Consider the following 22,854-nt stretch of genomic DNA (forward strand, 5'->3'; position numbering starts at 1 on the left):
AGCCGCGCCATCGCCAGCGACAGCAGATCACCCCGCTTCGACGTGACCAGCGCGTGCAACTCGTCCAGCACCACGCAGCGCAATCCGGAAAAGAAGTCCGTTGCCTCGCGATGGGCGATCAGCAGCGCCAGCTGCTCCGGCGTCGTCAGCAGGATATCGGGCGGCCGGCTGATCTGACGGGTGCGCTTGTGGGCCGGCGTGTCGCCGGTGCGGGTCTCGACGCGCACCGGCAGGTCCATCTCGGCGATCGGCGCCTCGAGGTTGCGGGCAATGTCGACCGCCAACGCTTTCAGCGGTGAGATATAGAGCGTGTGGAGCCCCGCCGGCTTCAGCTTCTGCGGCCCGCGCTCGGCCAAGGCGACGAGGCTTGGCAGGAAGCCGGCGAGCGTCTTGCCGGCCCCGGTCGGCGCCACCAGCAGGGCCGAGCGGCCCGCCCCCGCGATCCGCAGGAGATCGAGCTGATGTGGCCGTGGCGCCCAGCCACGCGCGGCGAACCACGCCCGGAAGCGTTCCGGCAGGATCTCCGCAGGCTCGCTCAGGCGAGGGCCATCAGGAAGCGGTCGATCAACTCCAGAGCCTGCTCGCTGATCGCGCTCGGATAGCGGGCGAAGACGTGGCAGCCGCCGGGATAGATCGCGGTGTGGCCGCCATTGCCCGCCGCCGCCCAGCGCGCCGACATGTAGAGCGTATCGTCCAGCAATGGGTCCCTGGTGCCGATCGTGAACAGGGCAGGCGGGAGACCCTTCAGCTCCGCGTAGATCGGCGACACGTCCGGCCGGCGGCGGTCGATCCCCTCGCGGACATAGCCGTTGGCGAAATTGGTGAGGTCGCGCGTGTTCACGACCAGGCGCTCCTCGCCCCAGTTGCGCACCGAGGGGGTCAGGCCCAGGTCGAAGAATCCGGCATTGAGGTTGGCGCCCCGGAACGCCCGCGTCAGGTTGTGCTTGTCGCGCAGACGCAGCAGCACCATCACGGCCAAGTGGGCGCCGACCGATTCACCGCCGATGGTCAGGGCGTGGATCCCGAACTCGGCTCGGCCGGGCCCAGCCAACCACAGGGCCGCCGCCTCGCAATCGAGCAGGGCGGCCGGATAGGGATGCTCCGGGGCCAGCCGGTACTCCACCGACAGGGCGACGAAGCCGCAGGCATCCGCGATCCGCTCCAGCCAGGGATCCTGCTCGTCCGCCGCACCCCAGACCCAGCCGCCCCGGTGGATGTGCAGGTAGGCGCCGCGCAGCTTCGTGCCGGGCTTCGGACGGATCACGCGGAGCTTGAGCGGGCCGCCGGGCCCGTCGATCGTCAGCCATTCGGCCCGGGCGCTGTGCGGCATCGCGGGCGCGGCCTTCGTGCCCTTCCGACGGCGCTCGCGGACCTCGTGGATCGACAGCGACCAGGGATCGGGCAAAGCCGCATGGGCGGCCACGATCTCGGCGTTCAGCCGGGTGGTCTCGGGATCGATCGTCGCCGGGTCGAACAGGGCGTGGTCGATCATCGTGCGTTGGGTCCCGTCGGCACCTGAAACCTCTTACGAAACATTCGGCTCCTGGGACATCGTCCCTGGACCCCTTGGCGCGGCCGGGGCAGTCCCGGCGCCGTCCCCGCCGCACCGGCCATCTTGGCGAGATCATCGCCGGTTGCCATCTCGGGGGGCGGGTGAAATCAGCCAACGCTCGATCGCCCCGCGGGTTTCGATGCGGTGTGATGTACCGGCCACGGTTCTGCCCGCTTCATCGATGATCGAACGGCGCGGGGTTTCACGAGGACACGATGCTCGTCGATCATCAACGGCACCGGCGGGACGACACGCAGCATGGGATGCCGCCGGGCGGCTACGGGGCGGATTCCTTCCGTCCCCGGGACTCGGCGTTGCGGCGCTTCCTCGGCGGTTCGCCGGCCGGGGTGTTCCTGCGCCTGCTGTTCCTGTCGATCCTCGTCGGCGCCTTCATGTCGATGCTGGGCCTGACGCCGGGGCGCCTGTTCTGGCACCTCTACGACTCGGCCCGGGCGCTGCTGGAAGTCGGCCTCGCCTCGCTGCATGATTTCGGCGGCTGGATCGTCGCGGGGGCAATCGTGGTCGTGCCGCTCTGGTTCATCGCGCGCCTGTTCTCCGTTTCGCGCTGATCGGCAGCCCGCAAGGGTTCACGAATCGTTCGCAGCCGCTAAGGTCGCGGCATGACGCCCGTGACCTTACGCCTGGATCAGCCGACGCATCGCCGGGTGCTGGCCCTCGCCCTGCCGATGACGCTCGCCAACGTCACGACGCCGATGCTCGGCTTCGTGGGCGCGGCGGTGATCGGCCGGCTGGGCGATGCGGCCCTGCTCGGGGCCGTCGCGCTCGGCGCGGTGATCTTCGACGCGCTCTTCTGGTCCTTCGGCACCCTGCGCATGGCGACCGCCGGCCTCACCGCGCAGGCGGTCGGCGCCCGCGACGACCGGGAGATCGACCGGATTCTGGCCCGGACGCTCGCGGCGGGCGTCCTGATCGGGCTTCTGCTGGTCGCGCTGCAATGGCCGGTCGGCCAGATCGCCTTCGCGATCAGCGGGGCGAGCGACGCCGTGCAGGCAGGGCTCGCGACCTACTTCCACATCCGCATCCTGTCGGCGCCGTTCGTGCTGGCGAATTACGGGGTGCTCGGCTCGGTCCTGGGTCGCGGCCGGACCGATCTCGGCCTGCTGCTTCAGGTGGCGATCAACCTGATCACTATCGGGCTGACCCTCGCGCTGGTCCTGGGTCTCGGCCTGGGACTGGCGGGCGCGGCGCTGGCGACCGTCTGCACGGAGGCGTTGGGCCTCGGGCTCGGGCTGATCGTGCTGGCGCGGCTGGGTTCACGCCCGTTCCAAGTGCCCCTGCGCGACCTGCGCGATGCAGCGGCCCTGCGCCGGACGCTGAGCGTCAACGTCGACGTGATCCTGCGGACCCTGGCACTGATCACCGCGATCGTCCTGTTCTCGGCGCTCGGCGCCCGCCAGGGCGACGTGGTGCTGGCGGCCAATTCCGTGCTGTGGAATCTCTTCCTGATCGGCGGTTTCTTCCTCGATGGCTTCGCCACGGCGGCTCAAACCCTGTGCGGGCGCGCGGTTGGTGCCCGGGACGCAGACGCGTTCCATGCCTCGGCCAGCTTGAGCCTGCGTTGGTGCCTCGGCTTCGGTCTCGTGGTCAGCCTGCTGGCCTTCGCGGGCGGGGGGGCCTTCATCGATTGCGTCACGACGAACGGTCCGGTGCGCGAGACCGCGCGGGCCTACCTCGTGATCGCCGCTTTGGCACCGCTCGTGGCCGCCGCGCCGTTCGCCTATGACGGCATCTATATCGGTGCGACCTGGACGCGGGTGATGCGCAACCTGATGCTCTGCGCCCTCGCGGTCTATGCCGTGGCGCTCGCCGCGGTTCAGGCGCTCGGCCTCGGCAATGCCGGCCTGTGGCTCGCCTTCGTGGCGTTCCTGGGCGCGAGGGGCCTCGGCCAGGCCTTCGCATATCCCTCGCTCACCCGCGCGACCTTTGCCGGGACGACCGGCCCGTTGCCCCTGCGGAGGGCGGCCTGAGCGTCGTCCATGGCGCTGCGGTTCACGGCATACGACGCAAGACCGGGAAGCTCTGGATCGACCATCCAATCCCCTCACCCTCCAGCTTCGGAGCGCCGCGCAGGCCTCGAAGGAGTCCTCCAGCTCGCTCCCGGATCCCTGGAGTTCCTCTTCGCGGCCCGGTGACGCGGTCAGCTCAGAACGAAGCGAGCGGATCGGACTGTCCGATGGCGAACGCGTTTTATGGCGCTCAGTGCGGATCCGTCCATGTGGTGGCGACGGGGGCGGGCGCCTGCGCGGCTGCAGATTGATTCACGGGCCGCGCCTCCCGCGGCACCGCAGCCTCCACCCGGCGCGCGACAGGTCGCCGGGGGGCCGCATAGCCGTAGCGGCGGCTGCGCCGCACCCGATGGCGCCGCCGCTCCGTCGAATTGCCGACGAGGCCGCCAACCACGGCCCCCGCGACGGCCCCGATCGGTCCGCCGACCAGCGCGCCCGCGACGGCGCCGGACCCAACCCCGAGTGTCGTCCGGCTCTGCGCCTGGGCCGCCCCGGGCGCGGCGAGCGCACCGATGAGGGCGAGGGCGACCAGAACTCTGCGCATGTCCAAAACTCACAGCCCGAGACTTCAATAAGCGCCGCCTTTAATCGTTGGAACATGACCAAACCACGGCTTTGATCCTCGAAGATTGAGCTCGGTATCAAACCGCAACGGAACTCACGAAACCGTACCTCTGGGGTGTAGCGCGAGGGGCCGTGTGCTTTAGGGTGCGCTGCAACGACGACAGGCCGCCCGGCGGCCATACGCGGGAGAAGCCCATGGCCCTGACGACCGACCTGCGCCTGCGCCGGAGCGTGCTCTACATGCCCGGATCGAATCAGCGGGCCCTCGACAAGGCGAAGACGCTGCCGGTGGACAGCATCATCCTCGATCTCGAGGACGCGGTCGGGCCCGAGGAGAAGGAGATTGCCCGCGCGCAGGTCTGCGCTGCGGTGAAGGGCGGGGAATACGGCAGCCGGGAGTTGGTGATCCGGGTCAACGCCCCGCAGACGCCCTGGGGCGAGGCGGATCTCCACGCGGCCATCGAGGCCAAACCCAACGCGATTCTGATGCCCAAGGTGTCGTCCCCGGCCGTGCTGGAGAGCATCGCCGACCGGCTCGAATCCCTCGACGCCCCGGAGGATCTCGCGATCTGGGCGATGATTGAGACGCCGGCCTCAATCCTGAACATTCAGGAGATCGCCCGGGCCAAGCGCGATCCCCGCAACCGCCTGACCTGTCTGGTGCTCGGCACCAACGACCTCGCCAAGGACACCTGGGCGAAGATCGTGCCGGGTCGCGTACCCATGCTGCCCTGGATGATGATGGCTTTGGCCGCCGCCCGGGCCGAGGGTCTCGCGATTCTCGACGGCGTCTACAACGACATCGCCGACACGGAGGGCTGCCGCGCGGAGTGCCGTCAGGCCCGCGATCTGGGTTTCGACGGCAAGACCCTGATCCATCCGACGCAGCTGGAACCGGCCAACACCTCCTTCGCGCCGACCGAGGAGGAGGTGCGCAGGGCCAAGTTGGTGATCGAGGCGTTCGAGCGGCCGGAATACGCGAAGCGCGGCGCGATCAAGCTGGAGGGCCGCCTCTACGAGCGTCAGCACCTCGGGGTGAACCGCCGGGCCGTGACCTGGGCGGAAGCCATCAAGGCGAAGGGGTTCTGAGGCGGGGAGCAGGTCAGGCGCGTCACGCGGCGGCCGAGAATGGGCGCTCTTGCCTTCCCCGCAGCGTCTCACGAACTCAGACATCGTTTACGACGTCGCGATCGTGGGATTGAGCGCGGGTCTCCCCTCCCGAGCGGAAGAGGGACAGGGTGAGGGACGAGAAATTTCAGTAGGAGGCTCGCCCTCTCGGCACATCAATCCTGTGCTCGATCCTGAGCGTTCTCGACCCTCGCCTCAACCTTCTGCCGCACGGAGAGGGGGGCTTGTCGCGCGGTCGCCAGCATCGGTGCCGACCCAGATCTTCGAGTGTCGGAGTTGGCAGAGGGGTAGGGAGAGTCAGGGGGGCTGGAAGCTCACCCCGTCATACACCCGCCGCCGCAAACCGCGTCCGCTGCGTCCGCGCATCCCGGGCCGTGACGGCGATGCGACCGGCTTCCTCCAGCCCGGCAAGTGCCCGCAGCACGAGCGCGTGCTCCACCCCGAAAGTCCGGGCAAAGGCACGGCTGTCGCCGGGCAGGCCGACATCCAACGCCGCCAAGAGGCCGGCCTCCAGGGGCGGCAACGCCGGGCAAGCCGCCGCAATCCGGTCGAGGGCCGCGACGAAGGCCGCCTCCTCGGGCGATTCGCTCACGCGGCCGCGCGCGCCTGAAGCGTCACCAACACCGACTTGGAAGTTGGCGTGTCACTCTTCTCGCCGTAGGTCGAGAGCGGCACGAGCACGTTCAGCTCCGGGTAGTAGCCTGCCAGCGCACCGCGGGGCATGTCGAACGGCACGAGGCGGAAATCCTCGGCCCGCCGGGTGATGCCGTCCGCATGCGTGCCGACGATGTCGACGCGCTCGCCGAGCCGATCGCGGATCTCCGCGAGGTCGTCCGGATGGGCGAAGACCACACGGCGCTCGCCGTAGACGCCCCGATAGCGGTCATCGAGCCCGTAGATCGTGGTGTTGTACTGGTCGTGGCTGCGGAAAGTCTGCAGCACGTAGGTGTCGCTGGTCTTTCGGGCGGCCTGATGCTCGGTTTCGACCGGAAGGGCCTCGGCCGAAAAATTGGCCCTGCCTGTATCGGTCTCGAACACCCGCTCGGCCGCAAGGTTGCGGAGCTTGAAGCCGCGCGGCTTGCGGACCCGGCTGTTGTAGCCGTCGAAACCGGGGATGGTCGCACCGATCGCGTCACGGATCCGGTCGTAATCGGCCGCGAACCCGGCCCAGTCGATGGCGGACGAGCCAACCGTCGCCGCCGCGATGCCCGCGATGATCGCGATCTCCGAGCGCAGCTCCTTCGAGGCCGGCTTGTTGATGCCGCCCGAGCCGTGGACCATGCTCATCGAATCCTCGACGGTCACGATCTGAACCTTGCCCTCCGGGTTCCGGTCGATCTCCGTCCGTCCGAGGCAGGGCAGCAGATAGCCGACTGCGCCGGGCACGAGATGGGCGTGGTTGAGCTTCGTGGCGATGTGGACGGTGAGCCGGCACGAGGCCAGCGCCTGCGCCACCACCGGCGTATCGGGCGTCGCCCGCAAGAAGTTGCCGCCGAGACCGATAAAGGCCTTCGCCGAACCGTCGCGCATGGCGCGGATCGCCGCCAGCACGTTGTGGCCGTGGCGGCGGGGCATCGCGACCCCGAAATGCTGCTCCAGCGAATCCAGAAAGGCCGCGGCGGGCCGCTCGTTGATGCCGACCGTCCGGTCGCCCTGCACGTTCGAATGGCCCCGCACCGGGCAGAGACCCGCGCCGGGCCGGCCGATATGGCCGCGCAGGAACAGAAGATTGGTGATCTCGCGGATCGTCGCCACCGAGTGCCGGTGCTGGGTCACGCCCATCGCCCAGGTGGCGATCACCCGCTGCGCCCCGAGATAGACGTCCGCCATCGCGGTGATCGCGTCCATCGTAAGGCCCGACTGGTCGAGGATCGCCTCCCAGGTAGTCGCCTCGACGGCGGCCCGATAGGCCTCGAGCCCGGCCGTATGGTGCTCCAGGAAGGCGCGGTCGAGGAGCGAGGGCCGCCCGGCCGCAATGGCCTCGGCGTCCCGGGCGAACACGATCTTGGCGATGCCCCGGAAGGCCGCCATGTCGCCGCCGGAGCGCGGCTGCAGGTAGTGGCTGGCGATCGGGCGGCTCGAACCGCGCAGCATCTCGACGGTGTTCTGCGGGTCGGCGAAGCGCTCCAACCCGCGCTCCCGCACCGGGTTCAGCACCACGACCTCGGCGCCGCGCTCGGCCGCCCGGCGCAGGTCGCCGAGCATGCGCGGATGGTTGGTGCCGGGATTCTGGCCGACGCAGAAGATCGCGTCCGCCTTCTCGAAATCCTCCAGCAGCACCGTGCCCTTGCCGATGCCGATCGCATCGATCAGGGCCACGCCGCTGGCCTCGTGGCACATGTTCGAGCAGTCGGGGAAGTTGTTGGTCCCGTAGGCGCGGGCGAAGAGCTGGTAGATGTAGGCAGCCTCGTTCGAGGCGCGGCCCGAGGTGTAGAATTCGGCCTGGTCCGGGTGTTCGAGCGCGCGGAGTTCCGCGCCGATCTCCGCGAAGGCCTCGTCCCAGCTCACCGGGAGGTAGCGGTCGCTCGCCGCGTCGTAGCGCAGCGGATGGGTCAGGCGGCCCTCGCCCTCCAGGGCGTAGTCGCTCCAGGTCCGCAGCTCGGTCAGCGTGTGCTTGGCGAAGAAGGCGGGCGGCGTGCGCTTGTCGGTCGCCTCCCACGAGACGGCCTTCACGCCGTTCTCGCAGAACTCGAACGACGAGCCGTGCTCCGGGTCGCCCCAGGCGCAGCCGGGACAATCGAACCCGTCGGGCTGGTTGGCCTTCAACAGGGCGCGGGCGCCCGTGAGCGGCGCGCGGCTGCCGAGCAGATGCTTGCCGCAGCTCTTCAGAGCGCCCCAGCCGCCGGCGGCGGACGAGCGCTTGGAAGACCCTTCGGACTGGGCCATGGATCGGTCCTGGATTGGCTGACGCGAGCGATCTCGCAGACGCGAGATAAGCGTGTCCGCGGCACGCTCACAATGGCGTGCGCGCGCAGGCCCCTCATGCATGGGGCACAGACTAAATGCCCGCTGGGCAAAGTTTTTCTAAGGACAACTCAAATCTAGGTCGCGCGGGCGAGTTCTTCCGCATCGCGGCCGACCAGCGCGTTGAGCCGCGTCACGCCCGCCCGGTCCATTCGCTCCAGCAAACCCGCCTTGATCCGGCCGACGAGTCCCGGCCCGTCATAGACAAGCGCCGAGTAGAGCTGGACGAGGCTCGCGCCGGCCAGGATCTTGGTCCAGGCGGCCTCGGCCGAATCGACACCGCCGACCCCGATCAGCGGGAGGTCATGTCCGAGGCGCAGGCGCGCCTGGGCCAGCATCCGCGTCGCCGGCCCGAACAGCGGTCGGCCGGAGAGTCCACCGGTCTCCCGGGCGAGCCCCTGCTCAACCAGGCTCGCGGGCCGCGCCACGGTGGTGTTCGACACGACGAGCGCCTGCACGCCCCGGCGGCGGGCGGTCGCACAGACGGCATCGAGGGCGTCGAGCGCCATATCGGGGGCGATCTTCAGCAGGATCGCCGCCCCGGCGCCGGTCGCGTCCCGGGCCTCGACCGTGCGGGCGAGCAACTCGTCGAGGAACGCCTCGCCCTGGAGATCGCGCAGCCCCGGCGTGTTCGGCGAGGAGACATTGACGGTGACGAAATCCACCAGCGGCGCCAGGGTGGATGTGCAGGCGGCGTAATCGGCGAGGCGGTCGGTTGAGTCCTTGTTGGCCCCGATATTGACGCCGACGATGCCGGGCCGGCCCGCCCGGGCGCGCAATCGGGCCGCCACGACCGTCAGCCCCTCGCTGTTCAGGCCGTAGCGGTTGATCACCGCCCGGTCGGCGGCGAGGCGGAACACCCGCGGCTGCGGGTTGCCCGGCTGCGGCCGCGGCACCACGCCGCCGACCTCCACGAATCCGAAACCGAGGCCGAGCAGCGCGTCCGGGATTCGGGCGCCCTTATCGAAGCCGGCAGCCAGACCGACCGGGTTGGGGAACCGACATCCGAGGAGGTCGACGGCCAAGCGTGGATCGTCCTGAGCCGGGCTTGGAGCCGGCAGGAGCGCCAGGGCGCGCAGGGTCAGGTCGTGCGCGCGCTCCGCGTCGAGGCGATGGAGCAGCGGCCGTACCAACGGGAAGGCGGCGCCGATCATGCCGGCAGGAGCCCGGCCGGCAGGATGTGGCGGCCATCCGCGCCGAGCGGTAGGGCGTCCACGGAGGTCACGGCGTCGAGGGACAGCGGGCCGTAGAGATGAGGGAACAGATCGCCGCCCCGGGAGGGCTCGTAGCGCAGGGCATCGCCGAGGGCTTCCGCGTCGATGGCGATCAGGAGCAGGTTGTCCTGCCCGGCGAAGTGGCGGGCTGCTGTCTCCGCCGCCTGCGCCGCCGTGGAGAAATGGATGAAGCCATCCTGGCGGTCGATCGGCGCGCCTGTGAATTGACCCGCGGCCTCGGCCTCGCGCCACAGGGGGCGCGGACAGATCTTGTAGATGAGCGCCATCGAAGCTCCCCGGAACCGTCGCGTGAATAGAGGGGGCGCCGGCCTGCGGCAACACCGGCACGCCGCTTATTCGAGGAGCGATTGCAATCTGCGGTCTGTAGTTCTACTTTCCTACGATTAGGTGGTGCGTCACAGAGCAGCGTCCGGGCAGGGTGTTCGGCGCCTGACCGTGCAAGGTCTGTTGTTTCCGTGCGTAACCGCTGGGTGTTGACCCTGCCCGGCGGGATCACGTCCTCGCGCACCCAAGACAGCCAGCCCTCAGCTGGCGGGCCGGGGTGCCGGCCCGGTCAGGGTCAAGCCTTCGAGACCGCCATGCTGTCGCACGAGCAGATCTGGAACGCCATCGACCGGCTCGCCGAACGGCATGGCTATTCGGCCTCCGGGCTCGCCCGCCGCGCCGGTCTCGACGCGACGAGCTTCAACCGCTCCAAGCGTGTGGGTGCCGATGGCCGGAAGCGCTGGCCCTCGACCGAATCGGTCTCGAAGGTTCTGGCCGCCACGGGTTCCAGCCTGGACGAGTTCCTGCGGCTGATCGAGGCCCGGGAGATCCCGGCCCGCACCATGGTGCCGCTGATCGGCCTGACCCAGGCCGGTGCCGGCCGCCTGTTTACCGACGAGGGCATGCCCACCGGCGGCGCGGGTTGGGAGGAGATCGAGTTTCCCGATCTCGGCGAGGAGCGGGCCTTCGCGCTGGAGATCCAGGGCGATTCGATGCTGCCTTTGTTCCGCGACGGCGACGTGCTGATCGTCTCGCCCACCGCCAGCGTGCGCAAGGGTGATCGCGTCGTGGTTCGCCTGCACGGGGGCGAGGTTCTGGCGAAGGAATTGAAGCGGCGCACGGCGCGGACCGTCGAACTCGCATCGCTGAATCCGGAGCACGAGGATCGGATCCTGAACCTCGGCGAGATCGCCTGGATGGCTCGGGTGATGTGGGTGCGGCAGTAGACGTTTCGGCACAGCCCGGGGGCGTGATCGCGAGCGGCGGCTTGGCCGCGGCGGCGTTCGCCGCTATCGCTGGCCCGTCGCGGGCCTTCCGCATCCGCTGAGCGCGAACGCAGCATGGCGCAGCCCGGAATGGATCCCAATGCCCAAGCCTATGCGCCACTGACGCAAGAGGCCCAAGCCCTCTTCGACGCCCTGCCCACACCGAGCCTGCTCCTCGGTGCGCAGGGCCGGATCCACCACGTCAATTCCGCCCTTGAACGCCTGACGGGCCACCCGGCCGAGGCACTCATCCGGCGGGGATTCGACCTCATCCAAACGCCGCATACGGCCGCGCTCGATCCCGCCCACGACGGCGCGCAGGAGTTTGCGGCGCTGCGCGCCGACGGGACGAGTTACTGGGCGTGCCTGACCACGGCGCCGCTGCCCGGCACGCCGTTCCGGGTCGGCCAGATCCTCGACGTCACGACGCGTCGCGAGGCCGAGGGCGCGCTCGCCCTGTCCCGGCAGCGCGAGGCGCTGGGGCTCCTGACCAACAGCGTCGCCCACGAGTTCAACAATTTCCTGCAGATCCTGATCGGCTACATCGACGGTCTGAAGCGCCGCCTCGGCGATCGCCAGGAACCCTTCATCCAGCGGGCCATCTCCCGTTCGGCCGACGCCACCGAGCGGGCGGCCATCCTGACGCGCCACCTCCTGGCCTATTCCCGCCGCATCGCGCCGGAGGTGCGGGCGGTCGATCTCAACGCCATCCTGGCCGATCTGGCAGACCGCATCGCACCCGATCTGCCCAGCGGGATCCGGCTCAACGTGGCGCCCACCGCCGGCCTGCCGCAGGCCATCAGCAATCCGACCCAGATCGAATTCGCCGTCCGACACCTCGTCACCAATGCCTGCGAGGCCATGCCGTCCGGTGGCACCCTGACGCTCGCGACCTTCCGGGTCGATCCCGGCGACCGGGCGATGCAGCAGCCAGGTGCCGGCAGCGTCGGAATCCTGGTGGCCGATACGGGACAGGGCATGTCACCCGAGATGCTGGCCCGGGCGCTCGCGCCGTTTCAGACCAGCCACGAGGCCGGGCGCGGCGCCGGCCTCGCGATCGTCCACGGCCTGATGAAGCGCCAGAACGGAACCATCACCCTGGACAGCCGGACCGGCGGGGGGACCGAGGTGCGGCTGTCCTTTCCGGCGGCACCGGACCGGACGCTCCACTGAACACGCGGGTTTCGCGCGGCCGGTGGGAGGCCCTGGTCCATCCCCCTCCGACGGTCGCCGGCGTCGGCGGACATGCACCCGCGCGACGCGCGACCCGCTACCGACGCCGGTAGACGTCATCGCCCTCGACGCGGTCATAGACCCCATGGCCGGTTCTGGCGCGATAGGCGCCGCCGGCGATCGAGCCCGGCGTCGGCGGCGTACCGGGCTGGGCGAAACTCGTCTCGGGCCGATAGGCCGGGCCCCAGCCGATCTCCTCGTCGCCCGCGGGATCCTTCCCGGGAAAGCCTGTGACGTAACCGGTGCTCTGCGCCAGCGCTGGCGTCGCGGCGAGGCCGAGCGTGGTTGCGAGGATGACGCGCCGCATTGTCCTGGATCGCATGGGCCGTATGCTCCGTGGGTGATCCGCCGAACGGATCGTCTGTGGCGTAAACCCATCCCCCCGGCGCGGGTTTGCAGGGCGTGCAGTCATGCCGCGGCCCTGACGGGCCCCGTCCCCGGGAGGGCTTCATTGCCCGGGCGGAGGAGTTCGTGGCATCGGCGCGGAGACGCGGGCGTCATGGAAGATTGGAAGGCTGGGTTCCGAGCCGAGTTGCGCGCCATCGCGATCGCCACCGGCGATGCGGCCTCGGCGCAGTTGCCGGGCCTGCTGCGACGCCTCCAACGGCATCAGGCGGGGCTCGCCGGTAACCCGATCCTGGGTCTCTACAGGCGTTGGCGCATCCGCAGCCTCGCCCGCGCCGTCGCAGATGCACGCTGGCATGCCGAGCAGGGGCGGATGGCCCGCCTCGGCGGCATCGATCCACGACGTTAGAGCGCTCTCCGCGCTGAACTGGACACCGGTTCGACGCGCCGCAATGCGCCACCGCGAAGGCCTACAGCCGCGCTCGACGCGACCGGCCCGCTACGCTGCGACCGGGGCCGCGCCGCGCCGACTGTTCCGCGGTGCGGCGGGACTGCACGCAGCCGGAAGGCCCGGACCGACCACGTTCAGCGGATCGGCAGGCGCGGCCGGCAGGCGAACGAGGACGATGGTGCCGACCGATTCCTCGGAGCGGATGCGCAGCGATCCGCCATGCAGTTCCACCATTGAGCGCGTGATGGCGAGCCCCAAGCCCGAACCCTTGTGGCTGCGGGTCATCTGCGCCTCGACCTGCGTGAAGGGCCGGCCAAGCCGGGCAAGGTCGGAGCGCCGGATGCCGATACCATTATCGACCACGTACAGATGCGTGCTCGCCCCCGCGCGCCGCACCCGCACGGCGATCTGCCCTCCGGACGGCGTGAACTTCACGGCGTTCTGCACGAGGTTGGCGAGGATCTGTTGAAGCGCGCTCGGATCCGCCTGCAGCTCGAGGCCCGCCGGCACGTCGGCGCTCACGGTGATCGCCTTCTCGTCGGCGACCGCCGCGAAGGGTGCGATGGCCGACGATACCGCCGTCTCCGCCGAGACCGCCCGGAGGTTCAGGCGCACCCGCCGCGCCTCGAGCCGGGCCATGTCGAGGATGTCGTCGATCATGGACAGCAGATGCGAGCCACTCTCGCGGATGTCGCGGCAATATTCGGTGTAGCGGGGCGTGCCGAGGGGTCCGAGAACCGCGTTCTCCATCACGTCGGCGAACCCGATGATGGCATTGAGCGGCGTGCGCAGCTCGTGGCTCATATTGGCCAGGAACTCCGCCTTGGCTTGGTTCGCCGCCTCGGCGACGGCCTTCTGGTCGAGATAGCGCTCGGCGAGGTCGGCGAGCTGCTGAGTCTGGAGTTCCAGGGTCCGGCGGGAGCGCTTCAGATCCTTGACGGTCTCGATCAGCTCGCGCTCCGAAGCCAGGAGCTGTTCCTGATGGCGCTTCAGGCTGGTGATGTCGGTTCCGACCGACACATAGCCGCCGTCCTTGGTGCGTCGCTCGCTGATCTGGAGCCAGCGGCCGTCCGCCAGCTCGGCCTCGAAGGTTCGGGCCGTCGCGCCGCTGGGCGCGAGACCGATTTCTGGCGATTCGCGCCGGATCTGGGGCAGCACGCCCCGGCCCATGACCTCCGTGTAGCTCTGGCCGGCGCGGGCATCCTCTGGGCTGAGGGCGTGGAGATGGCGGAACTTCGAATTGCACAGGACCAGCCGGTTGCCGATGTCCCAAAGAACGAAGGCCTCCGAAATCGCCTCGACGGCATCGCGCAAGCGCATATCGGCCGCCGCGTTGGTCTCCTCCAGGGCGCGCTGCTCGCTGATGTCGGTGGCGATCCCCACGAGATGCTGGCTGCCGTCCACGCCATTCACCACCACCTCGGCGCGGGCGCGGAACCAGACATAGGCCCCGTCGGCGCCGCGCATGCGGAAGGCGTGGTCGATATGGGTCTGATTGGCCGCGACCCCACGGGCGAGGCTGTAGAGGTCACCGTCGTCGGGGTGAACGAGGCCGTTCACGTCACCGAACGAGAGATACTCGTGCTGCCGCCGGTATCCGAGCAAACTGTACATCGAGTCGGACCAGTAGATCCGCCCCCGGGCGACGTCCCAATCCCAGAGGCCGCAGCTGCCCCGGCGCAGGGCCGTCTCCAGGCGCCCGCGGATCGTCTCGCGGGCGAGGTCGGCCCGGGCCGCCTGCCGGGTCTGCAGACCGTAGGCGAGCCCGACCCCGACGATCACGATGGCGGCCGCGGCGATCAGAACGATCTGGTCCCGGGTACGGGCGCTCCAGCCACGCAGCAGCGGCTCGATCGGCTGCACGACAGCGACCTGACCGACGCCGCCCGGCAGGCTGTGCATCGCAGCGAGCACGCTCTGGCCGTTCGGAAGGTCGAGGGCGATGGCGCCCGCGCGCTCGCCTAGGCCGGAGAGCGGCTCGCTCTTACCGAGCACCTGGGAGAGGGTCTCCAGCTCGGCCGGGAGGGGCGGATGGGCCGCGATGATGCGGGTGTCGGGACGGACCAGGAGCAGTCGCCGGCCCGAATGCCGGCCACTCTCGGGCATCAGCGCGCGCAGATCTGCTCCGACGCCCCCCGGGGAACCGACGGCACGCGCGGCCAGGCGCGCAAATCCTTCAATTTCCGTCTGGGCAACCGCAAGGATTTCGGCGCGCTGGCCGCGAATATGGAGGGCCGCCAGCCCGACCAAGCAGGCGAGGAAGACCGCCAGCGTGCCCGGGACAGCGAAGCGCAGCCAGCGCTCGGCCTGCCCGAACCGGGTCTCCTGCGCACGCCCCGGCCACGAAACGCCGACAGTCGAGTCCGCACGCGCGGAGAAGGAAGCGGAACCCGCCTCCGGCATGGCCGAACCTCGCCCGTGGGAACTGTGAACCGGACGGAGCGCTCGGCCCCCCGAATCTGGGTTAATACAATCATCCCGGGGGGCGGTTTGTCCACGGCTTTTTTACCATACGGGCTTGACCGTTGCCGCCTGTTGCACCGCCGCAAAAGAATCAATTTCTACCGTGGATGCAACTACTTAGCCGCCTCCCAGGGTGCGTGCGAGGATGTCGGCCGTGTCCCGGGAGAGACCCGGGATCGCCTTGATCCCGTTGAGCATTTCGGCGGCTTTGGCGGCGCGCGATTTTTCCAGCCGACGCCAGGATCCGAAGGCCGTGAGCATCCGCGCGGCAACCTGCGGATTGGTCGAGTCGAGGGCCGCGACGATCCTGGCCACACACGAAAATCCAGCGCCGTCGCGCCGCGCGAACTGGGTCGGGTTGCCGAACGCGAAGCTCCCGATCAGCGCGCGCACCCGATTCGGGTTGGTGAGCGTGAAGGCGGGGTGCTGCTGCAGCCGGGTGATTCGCTCCAGCGTCCCGTCCTCGGGAATCTGGGCCTGGATGGCGAACCACTTGTCGAGGACCAGGGGCTCGTCGGCGTAGCGCGCCGCGAACTCGTCCAGAGCCGTCTCCCGGGTCTGGCCCGGGATCAGCGCCAGGGTGGCCAGCGCGGCGAGGCGGTCGGTCATGTTGGTGGCACCCGCCAGACGCTCGGCGGCCCGCGCGGCGCCGGCCTCAGGATCGCCCGCTGCGATCAGATCGAGGGCGGCGTTGCGGAGCGACCGGCGCCCGGCCGAAGCGGCATCGGGGCTGTAGGGGGCGCCCGCGACCGGGGCGAGGGCGGCGTCGATCCGTTCCAGGCGCGGGCGCAAGGCCTGGCCCAGATACGCCCGCAGGTCGAAGCGCGCCCGGTGGATCGCGTCGGGATCGACATCGGCCGGAAGGGCGTCGGCGGCCTCACCCTCGCTCGGCAAGGCCAGCACCAGGGCCGCGAAGGCCGGATCGGCCAGCGCCTCGCCGTCGAGGAAGCGCCCCAGCGCCTCCGCGAAGGCCTCCCTGCGGCCGGTATCGGGTTCGAGGATCAGTCGCAGGGCGACGTCCTGGGCGGCCTGCCAGCGGTTGAAGGGGTCGCTGTCATGAGCCAGGAGGCGCATGCGCTGCGCGTCGGTGAGCGCGAGGTCGAGGCGCACCGGGGCCGAGAAATCGCGCAGCACCGAGGGGACGGGCTCCTCAGAGACACCCTCGAAGACGATCTCGGCCTCCGGGCCGTCGAGGACGAACACGCCGTCCCGCACCGGCGCGGCGGTGGCACCCGTGAGGGGTCCCGAAGCGCCGATGAGGCCGAGGGCGACCGGGATCACCAGGGGTGGCCCCTCCTGCCCATCCGCGTCGGGCAGGCTCTGTGCGAGCCGTAGGGTGTAGCGGGCGACCTGCGGATCGTAGCGGCCGGAAACCGAGAGGCGCGGCGTGCCGGGGCGCTCGTACCAGCGGGCGAAGACCGACAGGTCGCGCCCGGTGACGGTCGCGAAGGCCGCGAGAAAACTCTCGACGGTGGCGGCGCGCCCGTCATTGTCGGCGAAGTACCGGTCCATGCCGGCCCGGAACGCCTCGGCGCCGATCAGCGCGCGCAGCATTCGGACGATCTCGGCGCCCTTGTCGTAGACGGTGGCCGTGTAGAAGTTGTTGATCTCTGCATAGGCCCTGGGCCGCACGGGATGGCGCAGAGGCCCGGCATCCTCGGGGAACTGGCGCGCCCGCAGCGAACGCACCTCGGCGATCCGGTGTACCGGCCGGGAGCGCATATCCGAGGAGAACTCCTGGTCGCGAAAGACCGTCAGGCCCTCTTTGAGACAGAGCTGGAACCAGTCCCGGCAGGTCACCCGGTTGCCCGACCAGTTGTGGAAGTACTCGTGCGCGATGATCGCCTCGATGGCGGCGTAGTCGCCATCCGTCGCTGTCTCGGGGCTCGCCAGCACGTATTTGTCGTTAAAGACGTTGAGCCCCTTGTTCTCCATGGCGCCCATGTTGAAGTCCGACACGGCCACGACGTTGAACAGATCGAGATCATAGGGACGGCCGAACGCCGTCTCATCCCAGGCCATGGAGCGGATCACGGCATCGAGCGCGTAACCTGCGCGGGACTCCTTGCCGGGCTCGACATAGACCGCGCAGGTGACGGCACGGCCCTCCATCGTTGTGAAGGGGGCCTCGACCGTCCCGAGCCGACCGCCGACGAGGGCGAACAGGTAGGCGGGCTTCGGGTGCGGATCGTGCCAGACCGCGAAGTGCCGATCAGTGCCGACGGGACCGGACTCGACGAGATTGCCGTTGCCGAGCAGCACCGGCGCCTCGGCCCGGTCAGCCTCGATCCGCGTGGTGTAGACCGCCATGACGTCGGGGCGGTCGAGGAAATAGGTGATGCGACGGAAGCCGTCCGCCTCGCATTGGGTGCAGTAGACGCCGCTCGATCGGTACAGCCCCATCAGCTTGGTGTTGGCGGTGGGGTCGATTTCGGTGACGAGCCGCAGGGTGAAGGGCTCTCGGGGCGGGGCGCGCAGGCTCAGGCCCGCCGGGGAGGCCGTGTAGGCGTCCGGCGCGAGCGCCACGCCGTCAAGGGCCACCGAGACCAGCCGCAGGTCGTCGCCGTCGAGGTTCAGGGGCGCGGCCGGAACGCCGGCGGGGTTCGGGCGCAGCGCCAGGGTCGCGTCGATCCGGGTGGCGTGCGGATCGAGGCGGATGTCGAGGTCGACCCGGTCGATCAGGTAATCGCTGGGCCGATACTCCTCCAGGCGGATCAGCGGCGGCGTCTCGGTGCGCATGCGGCTCTCACTCCGGGTGTTCGCGACGATCCCTTCTGGTCGCTCGGAGCGCCCGGCGCAACGCGCGCCCGCGCCGGGGCAGGTCGGAGCGGCGGCCCGTCCTGGCCTACCCGCAGTCCCGGAGCCGCTCTAGCTAGAAGCGCGATTGGCCGCCGCGGAGCCGGCCATCTTGGTTCTCCCCGGGGGCATTTGATGGCCCTCGCCGCAGCAGAGGAACGTCCCGCGATGGAATACCTGCACACCATGGTCCGGGTGGCCGATCTCGACCGGGCGCTCGCTTTCTACGTCGACACGTTCGGCCTGCAGGAGGTCCGCCGCGTCGAGAACGAGAAGGGCCGCTTCACCCTGGTCTTCCTGGCCGCCCCCGGCGACGCCGCCCGGGCCAAGGAGACGCGATCGCCGCTTGTCGAGCTGACCTACAACTGGGATCCGGAAACCTATTCAGGGGGGCGCAATTTCGGGCACCTCGCTTATCAGGTCGACGACATCTACGCCTTCTGCGCCAAGCTCCGGGACAAGGGCGTGACCATCAACCGGCCGCCACGCGACGGCTACATGGCCTTCGTGAAGTCGCCGGACGGCATCTCGATCGAGATCCTCCAGAAGGGCGGCGCCAAGGAGCCGCAGGAGCCCTGGACCTCCATGGAGAACACCGGGACCTGGTGATCCGTCCTTGACCCGGACGGATCCGCGGGCGCATCTGCCCCCCGGATCAGCCGGCCGGGCAGCCGCTCCGGACGCTTCGCGCGTCCGGGGAGGAAAGTCCGGGCTCCATGGAGAGACGGTGCCGGATAACCTCCGGCGGGGGCGACCCCAGGGACAGTGCCACAGAGAGCAGACCGCCCCGGACGCGTCCGGGGTCAGGGTGAAAGGGTGCGGTAAGAGCGCACCGCGGACGCGGCAACGCGGACGGCATGGCAAACCCCACCGGGAGCAAGACCGAATAGGGGCGGCGCGCCCTTCGCGAGAGGGGCAGGCCTTCTCTCCAGGCCAGTCGCCCGGGTTGGTTGCTCGAGGCGGTCGGCGACGACCGTCCCAGAGGAATGGCTGCCACGTCGGCGCGTGAGCGTCGGCCCTACAGAACCCGGCTTACAGGCCGGCTGATCCACCGCCGCCGGAAAATTGTGCTCGCGCAGGGCCTTAGCGGCGAGCCGCGTTGCCCATGCCGAATTTGGCGGTCGCGCATTTTCCAGCGCGGCACAAACCTTCGGTTAACCTTGCCGGGTTCAGATCGATCCGCGCGGCAGCGCCAAGCTTGTCCGTTGACGATCCTCCGAGGCCCATGATACCCGGCATCCTCCCGTCAACGGCGTGTATCGGATCGCCGGGCGCAACCTGCCTCGTTGCAGGGCCCGGCCGTGCGCGGCGTTTTGCGCATACCGCATCCGGTGCCGTTCCCGTCACGTGTGCCGCCCGCGTGCGGCCCGGCCCAGGGCACCATGAGACGCTTGAGCCGCATCCGCGTCCGGATTTCCGGACCGCGCCGCCATCTCGCCACCGGCCGCGCCGCTGCGCCGAGGCGCGCATGAACCGGCGGCGTCCCTTGCCGGTGGTGCCGGGTCCGGCAGCGGAGTCCTGCGCTGCAGCGCCGCACATCCCCGTCCTGCTCGACGAGGTCGCAGCGGCACTGCGGACCGAGGGCGGCCTCGCCATCGACGGCACGTTCGGAGCCGGCGGCTACACGCGCGCGCTGCTCGATCGCGATCCCGCCCTGCAGATCATCGCCATCGACCGCGACCCGAGTGCGATCGCCGCGGGTCAACCCCTGGTCGCCGCATTCGGGGGACGCCTCCGACTGGTACCCGGTCGGTTCGGCGATCTGGACGCCCTCCTGCGCGCTGTGGGCGAGGCGCAGGCGGATCATGTCGTGCTCGATATCGGCGTCTCGTCGATGCAGCTCGACGCGCCGGAGCGCGGCTTCTCGTTCCGCAACGACGGTCCCCTCGACATGCGCATGGGTAAGGACGGCCCCAGCGCCGCCGATCTCGTGAACGAGGCCGACGAGACGGTGCTGGCGGACATCATCTACCATTATGGCGAGGAGCGGCGTTCCCGGGCCGTGGCCCGGGCAATCCATGAGGCCCGCCGCCGCGGCCGGATCGAGACGACCGGTGAACTCGCTGAGCTGGTTGCGGGCGTCGTCCGGGCCGAGCCCGGGAGCCACATCCACCCGGCCACGCGGACCTTTCAGGGCCTGCGGATCGCCGTCAACGACGAGCTGGGCGAGCTGGTGCGGGCGCTGCACGCGGCCGAGCGGGTGCTCCGGCCCGGCGGCCGGCTCGCCGTCGTGACGTTCCATTCCCTGGAGGACCGGATCGTCAAGCAGTTCTTCGCCGCCCGCAGCGGCCGTTCGGCCCACGGCTCGCGCCACCTGCCGGGGGCGCCCGTCGAGGCCGTACGCAGCTTCAGCCTCGTCACCAAGGGGCCGGTCCTGCCGGGCGAGGCCGAGACCGCGCGCAATCCCCGCGCCCGCTCGGCCAAGCTCCGCGCCGCGGAACGCACGGAATCCGACGTGCCGGAGCCGCTGGCGGCGCTGACCGCGCTCGCGAGCCTTCCCGAAGCCGCCCGCGGGGGCCACCGCCGATGATCCGCCTCCTCAACCTGCTGGCGGTCGTGGGGCTCGTGGCCTCGGCGATCTACGCCTACTCGATCAAGTACGACACGGTTTACCAGGGCGGTCAGGTGTCCAAGCTGCAGACGGCCCTGCACAAGGAGCGGCAGGCCATCGCCGTGCTGCGGGCCGAATGGCAGCTTCTGACCCGGCCGGACCGGCTGCAGGCGGCGGTCGACAAGCACCTCGCCCTAGAGCCGATCGGCACCAGCCACCTCGCGCGCCTGTCCGATCTGCCGGCCCGGCAGGAGCGCGGCGACGAGATCGGCCGTCTGCTCGCCGCGACAGCGACCCCCAAGGACAAGGGCGGACCCGAGCCGCGCACCACCGGCGCGATCACCCGCACCGTGACCACGACCCGCACCCCGACGACGGCTTCGAGGTAGTCACCCGTGTCCGAAGACACCGATCAGATCCTGGACGCCGCGCCGGTGACCGAGACCGAGGTTTCGGAACACGAGGCCGCGCTGCTCGAAGCCGCCGCTCTGGCCCATGCTGCGGCTGCCCCGCGCCCGATCCCCGAGGAGGCGCTGCCGCCGGAACCGCGGGCCGACCGCGCCAAGGTGTTCCTGCGCAGCATGTTCCGGCTCGCCATCGAGCGGTCGCACATGCGCGTGGCCCTCGTCGGGCTGGTCTTCGTCGGGGTGTTCGGGACGATCTCGGCCAAGCTCCTGGCGATGGCGATCTTCGGCGACCCGCCGAGCCAGGAGCACCGGGTCGCGGCCGCCTCCTCGACGGCCTTCCGGCCCGACATCGTCGACCGCAACGGCGAGATCCTGGCGACCGACATCCGCACGGTCTCGGTCTTCGCCGAGCCCGGCAACATCTACGACAAGGACGAGGCGGTGGAGCTGCTCACCGCGGTCCTGCCGGAACTCAACGCCTCGGAACTGCGCGCCAAGCTGTCCTCGCGCAAAGGCCGCAGCGGCGCGGGCTTCGTGTGGGTGAAGCGCGAGCTGACCCCGAAGCAGCAGGCCGAGGTTCATCGGCTCGGCATCCCGGGCATCGGCTTCCTGCCCGACCACAAGCGCGTCTACCCGAACGGCGTCGCGGCCGCCCACATCCTGGGTGCCACGAACCTCGACGGCATCGGCATCGCTGGAATCGAGAAGTACATCGATTCCACCGGCATTCAGGCGCTCAACAGCTTCGGCCTGATCAACAAGCAGGCCGACCTGAAGCCGGTCCAGCTCTCGATCGACCTGCGCGCCCAGTTCGCCGTGCGCGACGAGCTGGCCTGGGGCATCGATCACTTCAAGGCCAAGGCCGGCGCCTCGATGATCCTGGACGTGAAGACCGGCGAGGTCATCGCCCTGGTCTCCATGCCCGATTTCGACCCGAACGATCCGAAGGACGCGCTCTCGCCCGACCGGATCAACCGCATGAATGTCGGCGTCTACGAGATGGGATCGACCTTCAAGGCGATGACCCTCGCCATGGCGCTCGAATCCGGCAAGTACAACGTCAACTCGACCTTCGACACCCGCGGTGGCGTGCTGAACTGGGGTCGCCAGAAGATCCACGAATATCACGGCACCAACCGCGTCATCACCATGCCGGAGGTGTTCACGCACTCCTCCAATATCGGGTCGGCCAAGATGGCACTCGGCGTCGGCGTGCCCGGTCATAAGGCCTTCCTGCGGAAGATGGGTCTGCTCGACCGGCTACGCACCGAGCTGCCCGAAAGCGCGGCGCCGATCGTCCCGTCGCGGTGGAGCGAGATCAACACGATCACCATCGCGTTCGGCCACGGCATCGCGGTGGCACCCCTTCAAGCCGCAATGGCGGTGGGCGCCATCGTCAACGGCGGCGATCTCATCAACCCGACCTTCCTCAAGACCACGACCGACGACGCGAAGGCCAAGGCGACGCACGTCCTCTCGGCCCAGACCTCCGAGGCGATGCGCTACATCATGCGGCTGAACGCCACCGAGGGTTCGGCCAAGAAGGCGGCGATCCCGTACTACTTCGTCGGCGGAAAGACCGGCACCGCCGAGAAGGTGATCGGCGGCCGCTATATTCACAACCGCCTGTTCACGACCTTCATGGCGGCGGCGCCGATGAACGATCCGAAATACCTGTTCGTCACCATCATGGACGAGCCACAGGGTCTGCCGGAATCGGGCGGTTACGCGACGGCGGCCTGGAACTCGGGCGTCGTCACCGGCAAGGTGATCGAGCGCGTGGCGCCGATCCTCGGTCTGCCGCCGCAATTCGAGCCGCCCGTGCGTCCGTTCCCCCAGATGGTCAAGCTCAACGCCTACCACGTCAACCAGCTCGGCGGCCCGTGAG

General features: G+C 69.7%; 20 protein-coding genes and 1 other RNA gene. 11 read left to right on the top strand and 10 right to left on the bottom strand.

Annotated features, from left to right (window positions below):
* Both MKK88_RS02680 and MKK88_RS02685 read right to left on the bottom strand, forming a co-directional pair.
* On the bottom strand, positions 1-539 hold a 539-nt coding region (locus MKK88_RS02680), incomplete at its 3' end, for a DEAD/DEAH box helicase (RefSeq protein WP_243997140.1).
* Positions 536-1,492, bottom strand: coding sequence for an alpha/beta hydrolase (locus tag MKK88_RS02685; protein ID WP_243997047.1), 957 nt, complete (start codon positions 1,490-1,492; stop codon positions 536-538). The genes MKK88_RS02685 and MKK88_RS02680, both read right to left, overlap by 4 nt.
* A 275-nt stretch (positions 1,493-1,767) precedes the next feature.
* Here MKK88_RS02685 and MKK88_RS02690 point away from each other — a divergent pair, with 275 nt between their 5' ends.
* The gene (locus MKK88_RS02690; RefSeq protein ID WP_243997048.1) at positions 1,768-2,121 is read left to right on the top strand and encodes a DUF6460 domain-containing protein; all 354 of its coding nucleotides are present in this window, start codon (positions 1,768-1,770) and stop codon (positions 2,119-2,121) included.
* Positions 2,122-2,172: 51 nt separating this feature from the next.
* Positions 2,173-3,540: an MATE family efflux transporter gene (locus MKK88_RS02695; protein ID WP_409566609.1), complete on the top strand. Its 1,368-nt coding sequence runs from the start codon at positions 2,173-2,175 to the stop codon at positions 3,538-3,540.
* Between the two features lie 229 nt (positions 3,541-3,769).
* On the opposite strand, the gene MKK88_RS02700 is transcribed toward MKK88_RS02695, so the two are convergent.
* Entirely contained in the window at positions 3,770-4,123 is a 354-nt protein-coding gene (locus MKK88_RS02700) for a hypothetical protein (RefSeq protein ID WP_243997049.1), read from the bottom strand.
* 215 nt (positions 4,124-4,338) lie between these two features.
* On the opposite strand from MKK88_RS02700, the gene MKK88_RS02705 reads away from it, so the two are divergent.
* Complete coding sequence (locus tag MKK88_RS02705; protein ID WP_243997050.1) at positions 4,339-5,232, top strand: HpcH/HpaI aldolase/citrate lyase family protein; 894 nt, start codon at positions 4,339-4,341, stop codon at positions 5,230-5,232.
* Positions 5,233-5,593: 361 nt separating this feature from the next.
* Here MKK88_RS02705 and MKK88_RS02710 read toward each other — a convergent pair whose 3' ends face one another.
* From MKK88_RS02710 to MKK88_RS02725, 4 genes are all read right to left on the bottom strand, one after another.
* Complete coding sequence (locus MKK88_RS02710; RefSeq protein WP_243997051.1) at positions 5,594-5,863, bottom strand: hypothetical protein; 270 nt, start codon at positions 5,861-5,863, stop codon at positions 5,594-5,596.
* Positions 5,860-8,157: an FdhF/YdeP family oxidoreductase gene (locus MKK88_RS02715; RefSeq protein ID WP_243997052.1), complete on the bottom strand. Its 2,298-nt coding sequence runs from the start codon at positions 8,155-8,157 to the stop codon at positions 5,860-5,862. The genes MKK88_RS02710 and MKK88_RS02715 overlap by 4 nt, the downstream gene beginning before the upstream one ends.
* Before the next feature lie 155 nt (positions 8,158-8,312).
* Positions 8,313-9,389 (bottom strand): quinone-dependent dihydroorotate dehydrogenase, encoded by a 1,077-nt coding sequence (locus MKK88_RS02720; RefSeq protein WP_243997053.1) that lies wholly within the window; start codon positions 9,387-9,389, stop codon positions 8,313-8,315.
* Positions 9,386-9,736, bottom strand: coding sequence for a DUF952 domain-containing protein (locus tag MKK88_RS02725; RefSeq protein WP_243997054.1), 351 nt, complete (start codon positions 9,734-9,736; stop codon positions 9,386-9,388). The genes MKK88_RS02720 and MKK88_RS02725 overlap by 4 nt, the downstream gene beginning before the upstream one ends.
* Before the next feature lie 312 nt (positions 9,737-10,048).
* Here MKK88_RS02725 and MKK88_RS02730 point away from each other — a divergent pair, with 312 nt between their 5' ends.
* The gene (locus MKK88_RS02730) at positions 10,049-10,681 is read left to right on the top strand and encodes a helix-turn-helix transcriptional regulator (RefSeq protein WP_243997055.1); all 633 of its coding nucleotides are present in this window, start codon (positions 10,049-10,051) and stop codon (positions 10,679-10,681) included.
* Positions 10,682-10,795: 114 nt separating this feature from the next.
* The gene (locus MKK88_RS02735; protein WP_243997056.1) at positions 10,796-11,893 is read left to right on the top strand and encodes a two-component system sensor histidine kinase NtrB; all 1,098 of its coding nucleotides are present in this window, start codon (positions 10,796-10,798) and stop codon (positions 11,891-11,893) included.
* Positions 11,894-11,990: 97 nt separating this feature from the next.
* Here the strand turns inward: MKK88_RS02735 and MKK88_RS02740 are convergent, their stop codons facing one another.
* The gene (locus MKK88_RS02740) at positions 11,991-12,260 is read right to left on the bottom strand and encodes a hypothetical protein (protein WP_243997057.1); all 270 of its coding nucleotides are present in this window, start codon (positions 12,258-12,260) and stop codon (positions 11,991-11,993) included.
* A 192-nt stretch (positions 12,261-12,452) separates the two neighbouring features.
* Here MKK88_RS02740 and MKK88_RS02745 point away from each other — a divergent pair, with 192 nt between their 5' ends.
* Positions 12,453-12,707: a hypothetical protein gene (locus MKK88_RS02745; protein WP_243997058.1), complete on the top strand. Its 255-nt coding sequence runs from the start codon at positions 12,453-12,455 to the stop codon at positions 12,705-12,707.
* Positions 12,708-12,797: 90 nt separating this feature from the next.
* Here MKK88_RS02745 and MKK88_RS02750 read toward each other — a convergent pair whose 3' ends face one another.
* The gene (locus MKK88_RS02750) at positions 12,798-15,152 is read right to left on the bottom strand and encodes a PAS domain-containing sensor histidine kinase (protein WP_243997059.1); all 2,355 of its coding nucleotides are present in this window, start codon (positions 15,150-15,152) and stop codon (positions 12,798-12,800) included.
* Between the two features lie 177 nt (positions 15,153-15,329).
* Positions 15,330-17,951 carry an aminopeptidase N gene (pepN, locus tag MKK88_RS02755; RefSeq protein ID WP_243997060.1) on the bottom strand — a complete coding sequence of 874 codons (2,622 nt, stop codon included), beginning with the start codon at positions 17,949-17,951 and terminating at the stop codon, positions 15,330-15,332.
* 225 nt (positions 17,952-18,176) lie between these two features.
* Here pepN and MKK88_RS02760 point away from each other — a divergent pair, with 225 nt between their 5' ends.
* The 5 genes from MKK88_RS02760 to MKK88_RS02780 all read left to right on the top strand — a co-directional run bounded on the left by MKK88_RS02760 (position 18,177) and on the right by MKK88_RS02780 (position 22,853).
* Positions 18,177-18,617 (top strand): VOC family protein, encoded by a 441-nt coding sequence (locus MKK88_RS02760; RefSeq protein ID WP_243997061.1) that lies wholly within the window; start codon positions 18,177-18,179, stop codon positions 18,615-18,617.
* A gap of 46 nt (positions 18,618-18,663) precedes the next feature.
* Positions 18,664-19,059: RNase P RNA component class A (gene rnpB, locus MKK88_RS02765), an RNA gene on the top strand.
* A 417-nt stretch (positions 19,060-19,476) separates the two neighbouring features.
* A complete protein-coding gene (gene rsmH / locus MKK88_RS02770) occupies positions 19,477-20,538 on the top strand; it encodes a 16S rRNA (cytosine(1402)-N(4))-methyltransferase RsmH (protein ID WP_243997062.1) in 1,062 nt (353 codons plus the stop codon).
* Entirely contained in the window at positions 20,535-20,948 is a 414-nt protein-coding gene (locus MKK88_RS02775) for a hypothetical protein (protein WP_243997063.1), read from the top strand. The genes rsmH and MKK88_RS02775 overlap by 4 nt, the downstream gene beginning before the upstream one ends.
* Positions 20,949-20,993: 45 nt before the next feature.
* The gene (locus MKK88_RS02780; RefSeq protein ID WP_409566610.1) at positions 20,994-22,853 is read left to right on the top strand and encodes a peptidoglycan D,D-transpeptidase FtsI family protein; all 1,860 of its coding nucleotides are present in this window, start codon (positions 20,994-20,996) and stop codon (positions 22,851-22,853) included.
* The last annotated feature ends 1 nt before the right edge of the window (position 22,854 follow it).

This window comes from Methylobacterium sp. E-005, from assembly GCF_022829725.1.
In the GTDB taxonomy this organism is placed as follows: domain Bacteria; phylum Pseudomonadota; class Alphaproteobacteria; order Rhizobiales; family Beijerinckiaceae; genus Methylobacterium.